11 protein-coding genes are annotated in these 11,580 nt (G+C 72.7%); 4 read left to right on the plus strand and 7 right to left on the minus strand.

The window, feature by feature from the left end; translation table 11 throughout:
- Window positions 1-155: 155 nt before the first annotated feature.
- A complete protein-coding gene (gene lpdA, locus ABEB28_RS39285) occupies window positions 156-1,535 on the minus strand; it encodes a dihydrolipoyl dehydrogenase (RefSeq protein WP_345733395.1) in 1,380 nt (459 codons plus the stop codon).
- A gap of 223 nt (window positions 1,536-1,758) precedes the next feature.
- Here lpdA and ABEB28_RS39290 point away from each other — a divergent pair, with 223 nt between their 5' ends.
- The gene (locus ABEB28_RS39290) at window positions 1,759-2,070 is read left to right on the plus strand and encodes a hypothetical protein (RefSeq protein ID WP_345733396.1); all 312 of its coding nucleotides are present in this window, start codon (window positions 1,759-1,761) and stop codon (window positions 2,068-2,070) included.
- Between the two features lie 61 nt (window positions 2,071-2,131).
- Here the strand turns inward: ABEB28_RS39290 and ABEB28_RS39295 are convergent, their stop codons facing one another.
- Entirely contained in the window at window positions 2,132-3,682 is a 1,551-nt protein-coding gene (locus ABEB28_RS39295) for a leucyl aminopeptidase (protein ID WP_345733397.1), read from the minus strand.
- Between the two features lie 256 nt (window positions 3,683-3,938).
- On the opposite strand from ABEB28_RS39295, the gene gcvT reads away from it, so the two are divergent.
- On the plus strand, window positions 3,939-5,090 hold the full coding sequence (gcvT, locus tag ABEB28_RS39300; RefSeq protein ID WP_345733398.1) for a glycine cleavage system aminomethyltransferase GcvT: 1,152 nt from the start codon (window positions 3,939-3,941) through the stop codon (window positions 5,088-5,090).
- 173 nt (window positions 5,091-5,263) lie between these two features.
- Here the strand turns inward: gcvT and ABEB28_RS39305 are convergent, their stop codons facing one another.
- Entirely contained in the window at window positions 5,264-5,947 is a 684-nt protein-coding gene (locus ABEB28_RS39305) for a hypothetical protein (RefSeq protein WP_345733399.1), read from the minus strand.
- Between the two features lie 100 nt (window positions 5,948-6,047).
- Here ABEB28_RS39305 and ABEB28_RS39310 point away from each other — a divergent pair, with 100 nt between their 5' ends.
- Complete coding sequence (locus ABEB28_RS39310; RefSeq protein WP_345733400.1) at window positions 6,048-7,115, plus strand: hypothetical protein; 1,068 nt, start codon at window positions 6,048-6,050, stop codon at window positions 7,113-7,115.
- 50 nt (window positions 7,116-7,165) lie between these two features.
- On the opposite strand, the gene ABEB28_RS39315 is transcribed toward ABEB28_RS39310, so the two are convergent.
- From ABEB28_RS39315 to ABEB28_RS39325, 3 genes are read right to left on the minus strand one after another with little or no spacing between them, the layout of a single operon-like run.
- A complete protein-coding gene (locus ABEB28_RS39315) occupies window positions 7,166-7,963 on the minus strand; it encodes an adenosylcobinamide-GDP ribazoletransferase (protein WP_345733401.1) in 798 nt (265 codons plus the stop codon).
- A complete protein-coding gene (locus ABEB28_RS39320; RefSeq protein ID WP_345733402.1) occupies window positions 7,956-9,257 on the minus strand; it encodes a nicotinate-nucleotide--dimethylbenzimidazole phosphoribosyltransferase in 1,302 nt (433 codons plus the stop codon). The genes ABEB28_RS39315 and ABEB28_RS39320 overlap by 8 nt, the downstream gene beginning before the upstream one ends.
- Complete coding sequence (locus ABEB28_RS39325) at window positions 9,254-9,892, minus strand: bifunctional adenosylcobinamide kinase/adenosylcobinamide-phosphate guanylyltransferase (RefSeq protein ID WP_345733403.1); 639 nt, start codon at window positions 9,890-9,892, stop codon at window positions 9,254-9,256. Before ABEB28_RS39325 ends, ABEB28_RS39320 begins: the two co-directional genes overlap by 4 nt.
- Before the next feature lie 137 nt (window positions 9,893-10,029).
- Between ABEB28_RS39325 and ABEB28_RS39330 the strand changes: the two genes are divergently transcribed.
- Window positions 10,030-10,227, plus strand: a complete 198-nt coding sequence (locus ABEB28_RS39330) for a hypothetical protein (RefSeq protein ID WP_345733404.1) — start codon at window positions 10,030-10,032, stop codon at window positions 10,225-10,227.
- Between the two features lie 199 nt (window positions 10,228-10,426).
- On the opposite strand, the gene ABEB28_RS39335 is transcribed toward ABEB28_RS39330, so the two are convergent.
- Window positions 10,427-11,425 carry an aldo/keto reductase family protein gene (locus ABEB28_RS39335; protein WP_345733405.1) on the minus strand — a complete coding sequence of 333 codons (999 nt, stop codon included), beginning with the start codon at window positions 11,423-11,425 and terminating at the stop codon, window positions 10,427-10,429.
- Window positions 11,426-11,580: the final 155 nt, after the last annotated feature.

Consider the following 11,580-nt stretch of genomic DNA (forward strand, 5'->3'; position numbering starts at 1 on the left):
ACGGTGCCCTCGGTGACCGACTCGCCGAGCGCGGGCATTGAGACGGAGGTCGGCATGGTCTGTGCGGCTCCTTGAACTATTCGGGCAGTGGATCGTTTGGCGCGGCGGGTGTCGAGCCGAAATTCGATTAAGGACGAGGGTGGAGGCGCTGGAGGTCATCCGTGCACATGCAACGGCTTCCCGGCCAGCGCGAGATGGGCCTCACCGAGCGCTTCGGACTGGGTGGGATGGGGATGCAGGAGCGGCGCGACATCCTCGGGAAAAGCCTCCCAGTTGTAGATCAGCTGGGCCTCGGCGGCGAGTTCACCCATCCGGCTGCCGACCAGATGGACGCCGAGTACCGGGCCGTCCTTGGCGCGAAGCACGGTCACCGCGCCGGCCGCCCGCAGAATCGTAGCCTTGCCGTTGCCGGCGAGGTCGTACTGGACTTTCTCGATCTCGTACCCCCGGGCCTGGGCCTGCTCGGTGGTCAGCCCGACCGAGGCGACCTCCGGCTCGGAGTAGGTGACCCGGGGAACGCCCGTGTAGTCGATCGGGGACACCGGCAGCCCGGCCACCCGCTCGGCCACCAGAATGCCCTCGGCGAACCCGACGTGTGCCAGCTGGGGCGTCGGGATCAGGTCGCCGACCGCCGAGATCGTCGGGACGTTCGTGCGGCACAGCGGATCGACCACGACGTGACCCCGGTCCATCGCGACCCCGGCCTCCGCGTAACCCAGACCGGCCGAGACCGGCGCGCGCCCGACCGCGACGAGCAGCACCTCGGCGTCGAGGGCGGACCCGTCGGCCAGCGTCACCCGCACACCGGTGTCCGAGTGACCGACCGCCTCGAACCGGACGCCGGTACGGAACCCGATGCCGCGGCGCCGGAACGCCCGCTCCAGTCGCTGCGAGGAGGACTCCTCCTCGGCCGGCAGCAGCCGGGGCAGCGCCTCGACGATGGTGACGTCCGCCCCGAGCGAGCGCCACGCGCTGGCGAACTCGACGCCGATGACGCCGCCGCCCAGGACCACCGCGCTCTCCGGCACCTGCTCCAGGCGCAGGGCGTGATCGCTGGTGAGTACTCGCCGGCCGTCGATCTCCAGTCCGGGCAGCGTGCTCGGCGCCGAGCCGGTGGCGAGCACGACGTGCCTGCCCTCGTAGATGTCGGTGCCGACCTGGACGGTGGTGGGTGAGGTGAGCCGGCCGGCGCCGTTCACCACCGTGATGCCGCGGCTGCTGACCAGGCCGGTCAGGCCCTTGTACATCTTGGTGACGACGCTGTCCTGGTAGGCGAGGACGGCCGCGAGGTCGACGCCGCCGAACTCGGCCTTGATGCCGAAGCGAGCAGCGTCCCTGGTGGTGTCGGCGACCTCGCCGGCGTGCAGCAGCGCTTTGGTGGGGATGCAGCCGCGATGGAGACAGGTGCCGCCGAGCTTGTCCTGCTCGACGAGGACCACGGACAGCCCGAGCTCGGCCGCCCGGAGCGCACAGGAGTAGCCGCCACTGCCACCGCCGAGAACGACGATGTCGTGCGTTGGCCGCACTCCGCTCACTGCGTCTCCCGCGCTCCTCGGTCCGTCGCCGTCGGATGGATCGCTCGTCGATCCGGTCGGCGACAGCGTCGACCTGTCGCTCGGCGACTCTGCCCAATCTTGTCACTCGGCGATGTCCGGCCGCGACGTGGGTGTCGCGGGTGTGAGCATCGGCGTGGCGTATTGGAACGACGCCACCGCAGGTCGCGCCGGGTGCATACACTGGCTGGAGGGAGGTGCCCCCGTGAGTTGGTTACGCCGTAAGAAGACCCGGCCGGGGACGCCGCGAGGCGCGCAGCGCGAAGATTTCGCGCACCTGGAGGAATTCGCCAAGACACGGCGCGGGGTGGAGGCGTTCGTCGAGCCGCAGACGAACGTGACCGCGATGACGGTCATCCTCATCGCCACCGATGGCGAGTGGACCCGCCGCCGGATCGGCGGCCCGGACGACGCCCGCAAGCTGGGCCAGCGCCTCGGCATCCCGGTCTACGACGTCGCGGCGGTGGGATATCCCCAGCGCATGCGCGACTGGAGTCGGAAGAACAAGGCCACCTGACGCTCGGCTGAGCGAACACGGATCAGGCGTGTGTCCACACGCCTGATCCGTCATCGTCGGGTCAGCCCTTGGCGGCGATGTCGTCGACGATGGCGATGAGGGTGCGGAGGGGAACTCCCGTCGCGCCCTTCGGGGTGTAGCCGTGCGGCGTCTTCGTGTTGTACGACGGGCCCGCGATGTCGATGTGCGCCCACTCGACACCGTCCGGAACGAACCGCGACAGGAACGAGCCACCCTGGAGCATGTGACCGGCCCGGTCGAACCCGGCGTTGATCTGCGTGACGTCGGCGATCGCGGAGTCCATGCCCGACCGCACCTCGTCGGGCAGCGGCATCGGCCACATCGGCTCGCCGGTGCGACCGCCGGCGTCCTTCACCCGCTCCAGCAGCTCGGTGGAGCCCATCACGCCGGAGATCCGCTCGCCCAGCGAAACGATCTGGCCGCCGGTGAGCGTCGAGGTCTCCACCAGGTAGTCCGGCGAGTCTTCCGCCGCCCGGGCGATCGCGTCGGCGAGGATCATCCGGCCCTCGGCGTCGGTGTTGAGCACCTCCACCTTCGTGCCGCCGTACATCGTCACGACGTCGCCGGGACGGTAGGCCGACCCGGACGGCATGTTCTCGGCCATCGGCACGTAGGCGGTGACCCGCACCGCGGGCCGAAGGGCAGCGATCGCGGTCATCGCAGCGATGACGCACGCGGCACCCGACATGTCGCTCTTCATGTCCTGCATGTTCTGAGCCGGCTTGATCGAGATGCCGCCGGTGTCGAACGTGATGCCCTTGCCGATCAGGGCGACGTGCTTGTACTCGCCGCCGCTCGTCGGGGGCTCGTACGCGATCCGGACGAGCTGAGGCCCCGCCGCCGACCCGAGGCCGACCGCGAGGATGCCGCCGTAACCGCCCTCCTGGAGCGCGTCCGTGTCGAGGACCTCGACCTCGAGACCGGCTTCGGCGGCCGCCGAGGCGGCTTGGGCCGCGAACGTCGGCGGCCGCAGGTCGTTCGGTGGCGTGTTGATCCAGTTCCGGGCCAGCCGCACCGCGTCGGTGACGGCCTTGACGCGGTCCACCTCGCCCTGCAGTTCGATCTCACCGCGCCCGGTCGCGTCGGCTAGGTAGACGATCTCCCGGACCGGCGGCCGGTAGGTCGGCGGCAGCTCGCTCTTGTACTGGACGAAGTCGTACGCGGCGAGCGCGGCGCCCTCGAGCACGGCCCGGGTGAGCGTCGGGTCGGAGTCGACCAGCGCCAGCCCGACCCGTTCGGTGCCGACCAGCGCGCGGATCGCCGCACCGGCGGCCCGGCGGAAGTTCTCGTGCGGCTCCGGGCTACCGGGCTTCGGCTCCACCGGGCCGAGGCCGACGGCGGCGACGACCGGCGCGGTTGTCGCGCCGAGCGTGGCCACCTTGACGACCTCACCGGCGACACCGTTGGCCCCGAGGCGGGCCAGCACCTCGAGAAGGCGCCCGCCGAGCGCTGCGTCCACAGCTACGGCACCGGGGCCCAGACTGAGCTGCTCGCCGTCGCGATGGACGCCGACCACTACGGCGTCGACCTCCGCGTCGACGGCGCCAGCGGCGGAGACGGTCAGCACGGCTGCCTCGGTGGGTCGCGTCATTCTCGCTCCAGAGCTCGGTAAGGCGTGTGTCAAAGGTTCAGGCCGCCGTGGGCGTGTCCCAGACGGCGATCCGGCAAGGCGGAGGCTTGTCCGGATACCGCTTTGTATCCGGACGAGCCGACAACGCAACCGGTCGTCGTCTGGGCCGCGGCCACGGCGGGCTGCTGGCCTTTGACACACGCCCTAAGTGCCTCGGCGATGCTACGACCGGACACCCGGACCGGCGCAGGCCGGTCCGGACGGTACGTTCGCCAGCATGACCAGCAGCGACCCCAGTGACCACCTCGCCGCGCCCGGCGGGACTCCCGATTCAGCCGGTCTACGGCGTTCACCGCTGCACGACCGGCACGTCGCGCTCGGCGCAAAGTTCGCCGAGTTCGGCGGGTGGGAGATGCCGCTCCAGTACTCCGGCGTCATCGACGAGCACACCGCCGTCCGGACCACGGTCGGCGTGTTCGACGTCTCCCACCTCGGCAAGGCTCTCGTCGCCGGGCCCGGAGCGGCGGCGTTCGTCAACGCGTGCCTCTCCAACGACCTGGGGCGGATCGGGCCGGGCAAAGCGCAGTACACGCTGTGCTGCGACGAGTCGGGCGGCGTCGTCGACGACCTGATCGCGTACTACTACGCCGATGACCGGATCTTCCTGGTGCCGAATGCGGCGAACACCGGTGAGGTGGTCCGGCGGCTGGAGGCGGCGAGGCCGGACACGGTGCAGATCACCGACTTGCACATCGACTACGCGGTGCTCGCGGTGCAGGGTCCCCGCTCGGCCGAGCTCCTGGCCGCGGTGGGGCTGCCGGGTGACCACGACTACATGGGCTTCGTCGAGGCGCAGCACGAAGGCGTTCCGGTGATCGTCTGCCGCACCGGTTACACCGGTGAACACGGCTACGAGCTGCTGCCCCGCGCCGAGTACGCCGAGCCGCTCTGGGATGCGCTGTTGGGCGCGGGCGAATCCTTGGGGGTCAAGCCGGCCGGGCTGGCGGCGCGGGACACGCTGCGCACCGAGATGGGCTACCCACTGCACGGACAGGACCTCTCGCTGGAGATCAGCCCGCTGCAGGCCCGGAGTGGATGGGCGGTCGGCTGGAAGAAGCCGGAGTTCTGGGGCCGCGACGCGCTGCTCGCGGAGAAGGAAGCCGGGCCGCGACGTCGTCTCGCCGGGCTGGAGTCGCTGGACCGCGGGATCCCGCGGCCCGGCATGGCGGTGCTGGACGCCGACGGTGCGACGATCGGCACAGTGACGAGCGGCACGTTCTCGCCCACCCGGAAGGTCGGCATCGGCCTCGCGCTGCTGGACACCGCAGCCGGGGTGTCTGCGGGGGACGAGATCACGATCGACGTGCGAGGACGGCGCTCGCGGGTGCGGGTGATCGATCCGCCGTTCGTTCCGTCGCACGTCCGGTGAGAACCTTCCGTTCGGCACACGTCGATGTGTGTTCGCTGGGGGATCACCGGGTAGGCCATCGAGGGCCGCGGCGGACTCGCGTTCCGGCGTAGCCTGGAAACCGACCTCCTGAATCTGACCGTTTTCAACCTGTTGAGGCGAATGACCGAGCCAACGCTGCCTGCCCGTCCGAATCAATCCAGCCGCGAGGCCGCTCCGGACGTGAAGCCCCCGTCCGCGGCGGCGGACCGCATGCCGGGGGCTGCCGCCCCCGGTGCCTCGGGGGCGGCGGCTTCGTCGCCCTCGCCCGGAACGAGACCGGAAGACGCCACCGGCGGTGCCGGGACGGGATCGGCGGGGGGTAAGCCCCAGGCGCTCGAGGAGCCGACGACGCGCGGAATCGACGCGTTCGAGCTGCCCCCGTTGCCGCCGCCTCCGTCGCCCTCGTCCGCCTCGCCGGCCGCGCCGCATTCCGCAGCGCCGCATTCCGCAGCGCCGCACTCCGCAGCGCCGCACTCCGCCGTGCCGAAGCCGAGTGCGCCGGCCCCGGCCGAGTCGAAGCCCGCCGACCCGGCAACCTGGCGAGCGACCGCGCCCGACGCGTCCGGTGGCGTCACCGCGACCGGGGAGCGCGCGGGAACGCACGGCAGACGCACCGTGGCCTCCACCCGGCCCACGTCGGGTGCTGCCCGGCCGACGTCTGACGCGGCCCGGCCGACGTCGGGTGCGGCCCGGCCGACGTCTGACGCGGCCCGGCCGACGTCGGGTGCGGCCCGGCCGACGTCTGACGCGGCCCGGCCCACGTCGGGTGCGGCCCGGCCCGCGTCGTCGACGTCCGGGTTCCCCGCGGCGTCGGCCACCGGCGGTGCCTTCTCCACCGGCTATGCCGGACGCACCGGCACGTCCGCGTCGAACGGCACGTCGGCCTCGAACGGCGTCACCGCAACGAGCGGTGGCTCCACGTCGACAGGGCGACCGATGCCCGCCTCGGAGGTTCCCGCGCCGCTCCGCGGGCCGGAGTCCCCCAAGGACGAGGAGGAGGAGAAGAAGGGCTTCCTGGGAGTCTCCGCTCCACAGGTCATGGCCGGTGCGCTCGCCGCGGCTACCTCCGCGGTGGCGGCGTCGTACCTCGGTGTCGCCGGCACGGTGCTCGGTGCGGGTCTGGGCAGCGTGATCGCCACGGTCTCCACCGCCGTCTACCAGAAGTCGATCCAGCGCTCGAACAAGGTGCTGCAGCGCGTCGTGGTCACCACGGTCACCGGGGCGCAGCCAGGGGTGGACGACGTCGTCCACGCCGGCCGCGACTCGACGGTCATGGCACCCGATCCCAGCCTGCCGAACGCCGCGCAGGCCGGCCGGGGACTGCCGGACCCGCACCTCGCCGAGACGCACCACAGCGACGCCGCGCCCGACCCGTCGAGGGCCGAGACGCACGTGATGGGTGCGGTGCCCGACGCCACCCGGCCGTTCGGCGTCCCGGTCGACGAGTCGCCGGGGGTCGACGCGCGGCGGCCCGCCTACGGGTCGGCCTCGGTGCCACCCCCGGATCGGCCGACCGGCCGGGTCTACGGCGGCGGCACGCCCTGGCACCAGGGCCTGCCGTGGAAGCGCATCGCGATCACGAGCGCGGCCTTGTTCATCCTGGTCATGGGCGTGATCACGACGTTCGAGCTGATCCAGGGCCGTACCGTCGCCGATGCCGTGAACAATGAGAAGGGCAACGGCACGACGGTCGGCCGGGTCGTCACGAAAGACAACAGCGGCCCGGCGTCGCCTACGCCGTCGGAGGCCCCGAGTTCCGAGGAGGCCACTCCGAGCGAGACTCCCAGCGAGGAGTTCAGCCCCTCGGACGAGCTCAGCGAGAGCCCGAGCGACCAGCCCTCGGACACTCCGAACCCGGACGGGAGCGAAGGCTCCTCCGACGAGCAGTCGGAGCAACCGGCTCCCGCCGAGACGCAGGGCTACGAGGAGTCCGCATCGTCGGCCCCCGCCCAGCCGATGGGCGGCTCGGTGTCCACGGTTCCGAGCGCCAGCCCGCTCGGCTGAGGCTCTCCCCGGCAGCGCCCGTCCCGTCCCGGGGCGGGCGTTCGTCGTTCCTACCGGGTGAGCGGCAGCGACAGCGACCAGGGCTGGATCACCAGGACGATCAGTGCGGCCGTCGTCGCGAGCTCGCAGGCGGCCCCCAGGACGTCGCCGGTGATGCCACCGAACCGCCGGACGCAGTGCCGGACGAGGGCCCAGCCGACAGCCAGGCCCGCCGCAACGGCCAGCGGACCGCGGAGGACGGTCGGGCCGCCGACGCCGGTGGCGACCGCCGCGCCGACGACCAGGACCACCGTGGTCAACCCCACCGCGGTCGGAGAGAGCGTTCCGGCGACCAGAGCACCCAGACCGGTCGGCCGGGCCGACGGGACGCCGACCCGGCACGCCCAGGTCACGGCCGCGCGTCCGGTGGCGGCGCCCACCGCGGGCAACAGCAGGATCGGCAGCACCGCCCTGGTCTCGGTGACCGCGGTCAGGCACGCGACCTGCGCCACGCCGACCAGCAGCAACGTCACGACGCCGAACGGCCCGACGTCGGAGGCCTTCATCACCGCCAGCGCGCGGCTCGGGTCGCCGTAACAGCCCAGCCCGTCGGCGGTGTCGGCGAGCCCGTCGAGGTGCAGGCCGCGGGTGAGCAGCGCGAGTGTGCCGACGCCCAGCACGCCCGCCACCAGCGATGGGATGCCGACGACCAGCGAGCTCAGCAGAACGAGGCCGGCGGCGAGCCCGACTCCCGCGCCGACGAGGGGTGCCAAGCGCATGGCGCCGCGCGCGGTGTCGGAGTCCATCCGTCCGGCGCGTACCGGCACGACGGTGAGCAGCGAGACCGCGAGCCGCGCCGCGTCACCCACCGCTCGGTGCCACTCCGTCGCCCGGCTGCACCGGCACCGCCGGGCGCGCGGCCGGCGGCTCCGGATCGACCGCGAGCGGATCGTCGGGATCGACCAACGCCGGATCGACGCTCGCGGGGTCGTCGGTCGGGGGCTCGGGATCCGGGGCGCGGGGGCCGGCGTCGTAGCCGCTGACGCCCCCGATCACCTCGTCGGGGTCGAGCACCACGACCGGCTCCGGCTCCGAGGTGGGTACGCGCGGCGCCGACGCCGTGAGCTCCACCGCCGCGGTGAGCAGCGGCAGCGTCAGCAGGGCCGCCGCACCGTCGCCCAGCCGGACCCCCAGCTCCACCGCCGGCCGCAACTTCAGCGCGGCGAACGCCTGCTTCTCCCCGGCCCGCCCGGACGCGTGCGGCGCGCACCACCAGCCGGGCGCGTCCGGCGCCAGTGCCCTGGCCACCAGAGCGGCCGCGGCCACCCCGATGCCGTCGAGCAACGCCGGAGTGCGCCGGGCCGCCGTGCGGACGAGGAACCCGGCTGCGGCCGCGAGGTCGGCCCCGCCGCCGATCGCCAGCAGCCGCCGAGTGGCCAGCGTCGCAGCGGCCCTGGCGACCCGGTACATGCCGTCCCGCACCGCCGCGCAGCGGGCGATCCACACCGCGTCGGGCACGTAGGCGTCGTAGCCGAGCGCTTTGACCGGCTCCGTTTCGCAGAGCGCGCCGATCAGCACGGTGGCCGGCACGATCGCCGACTCCGTGAGCACGACCGGAATCACCAGGTCGGCACCGGCGTCGACCTCCTCGTCGGCGACCCGGGCGCCCAGGTCGAGCGCGGCCTCCACCTCGTCGGGGGTGAGCGGATCGTGCCGCTCCACCGGCGGGCTACCGGCCCGCACCCGCCGCGCCGAGACGTCGCCGGGCAGCGGCTCGCCGGCCAGTCCGGCGTCGACGAGGCGGATCGACACGTCAGCGCGCCGGGCCAGCAGCGGTAGGGCTCCCTCACCCGCCAGCAGCGCCCGAGCCGCGGCGGCGCCCTCGGTAGCGGCGCCCTCGGCAGCGGCGCGCTCGATCACGCCGTGGTCGGCGGCGAACGCGACCAGGCGAATCCGTTGGAACGGCGCCTCACCGGGGCGCACCGTGCCGACCCACCGAGCGAGGTCGGCGAGCGTGCCGGTGGCGGCTCCCCAGCCGGCCAGCCGGTCCTCGGCGGCCTCGCCCGCGGCCCAATCGGCAGCGACCGGCACCAGGCTCTCCAGCAACGACGGCGGAGCAGCAGGTTCGGGCGGTGGCGCGCCCTCGACGTCCGGCTCAGTCACGACAGGAGGCTATCCGGAGCATCGGACAACCGGAGCGCCCGCCCGGCCACCACCAGCACCACGCGGGCACAGAGCGCGGCCAGCCGCTGGTTGAGCGTCCCCTGCGCGTCGACGAACACCCGGCCGGAGCGGGTGGCGGGCACGACCGTCCAGCCGACCTCCGGACTGACCAGCACCGCCTCCGCCCGGCACGCGGCCAGGGCCGCGGTCAGCGCGTCCACGTCGTCGGTGATCGCGGCCCAGGGATCGGGCAACTCCCACGCCGCCGCCGCGTCGAACGCGCCGACCAGCCAGCTGCCCACGTCGTCGACGAGCAGGACGGTGCCCGGATCGGCGCTCCGCAGTGCGGCCGGGAGCATGTCGGGTGACGCGCCGACCTCGGCGGTCTCCCAGCCGGGCGGGCGCCGCTCCCGGTGGGTGCGGACCCGGGCGACCCAGTCGGGGTCGTCCGGGCGGTCCGGACCGGTCGCGAGATACCGGACCGGCTCGGCGCGGGTGGCTGCCAGCCGCTCGGCCCACCCCGACTTCCCGGAGCGGATGCCGCCGAGCACCAGCGTGTGCGCTGAGCGGTTTTCGGCCGGCGACTGCCGAGATCGCTCGACGGGGGAGGACGCCGGAGGCCGAGACGAGTTCATCACGCGTCCTTCCTGGTCACGTCGCTACGGCGGCGCCGGGCGCGGGGCAGTGTCCCACCCAGCGGTCGGGATGCGCGGCGACACAGCGAGCGGTGTCGTAGGTTCGGCCCGGGACGGTCGAAGAGGAGTGACTGCGGATGACATGGCAGTGGCGATACCAGGGCGACACCAGCGGCAGCGAGGTGGGCGAGGCGTCGGAGGAGTTCCCGAGCCAGTCGGACGCGGAGAGCTGGCTGGGCGAGCAGTGGCGCGAGTTGCTCGCCGCCGGCGTCGACGAGGTGATTCTCGAGGAGAACGGCCGCAAGGAGTACGCCATGCCCCTAACGGCGGAGTAGCCCACACGGACGGCGGCGCGCGTCGTGACGTCCGCACCAAGCAGTTGCTGTAGAAGCGCCGCCAGGCGCGCGCAGTTGCTCGAAACGCGGAGCCCGCCGAGGACGAGGCTGGCGTCCGCACGCACGGCCGCCTCGACCTTGTGGTGGTCTCAAGGCCTTGCGCGCGGCCGTCAGGCTCGCCCCCTCGGCGGGCCGTGCACTAAACGCGGGTGCGGGGGGAGCGGGTCAGGGCGGGGTCGCGCTGGACCACTGGGTCGAGCACGTCGTCGATCGCCTTGAGCAGGTCGGCGTCGAGCTTGACGCCGGCCGCCTTCACGTTCTCGGTCACCTGCTCGGGCCGGGAGGCCCCGATGATCGCGGCCGAGACGTTCGAGTTCTGCAGCACCCAAGCGATCGCGAGCTGCGCGAGCGAGAGCCCGGCCTGGTCGGCCAACGGCTGCAGCTGCTGCACCCGGGTCAGCACGTCGTCGTTGAGGAACGCCTTGACGAAGTCCGCGCCGCCCTTCTCGTCGGTGGCGCGCGACCCCTCCGGAACCGGCTGGCCCGGCTTGTACTTGCCGGTGAGCACGCCCTGCGCGATCGGCGACCAGACGATCTGACCCAGGCCGGCTTCGACGCTGGCCGGGACGACCTCCGCCTCGATGACCCGCCACAACATGTTGTACTGCGGCTGGTTCGAGATCAGCGGGACGTGCAGCTCGCGGGCCAGCTCCGCGGCGCGGGCGATCTCCTCGGCACGCCACTCCGAGACGCCGATGTAGAGCGCCTTGCCCTGCCGGACGACGTCGGCGAAGGCCAGCATCGTCTCTTCGATCGGGGTCTCGTGGTCGTACCGGTGGGCCTGGTAGAGGTCGACGTAGTCGGTGTTCAGCCGACGCAGCGAGTGGTCGATGCCCTCCAGGATGTGCTTCCGGGACAGGCCGCGGGCGTTCTTGCCCTTGCCGACCGGGAAGTAGACCTTGGTGAACAGTTCGTAGTCGGCGCGGCGGACGCCGTCCAGCGCCTTCGCGAGGACCTTTTCGGCCTTGGTGTTGGCGTAGACGTCGGCGGTATCGAACGTCGTGATCCCGGCGTCCAGCGCGGCTCGGACGCACGCGATCGCGGCGTCCTCCTCGACCTGGGAGCCGTGGGTGAGCCAGTTGCCGTAGGCGATCTCGGAGATGTAGAGCCCGGAACGACCGAGTGTGCGGAATTCCATGGCTCTGACCGTAGCCGCGAGAAAACCGGGTCGCCTCCGGGGACCCCGCCGATTAGTGTGGTCGACTGCCGTCCGGCGGTGGGCACCTGAGCAGGTGCGCGGCGTGGTGGCTCATTCGAGCGCATCACCCCGAGGGGAGAACCCCGTGTCGGCGT

Origin of the sequence: Cryptosporangium minutisporangium (assembly GCF_039536245.1) — a bacterium.
GTDB lineage: Bacteria > Actinomycetota > Actinomycetes > Mycobacteriales > Cryptosporangiaceae > Cryptosporangium > Cryptosporangium minutisporangium.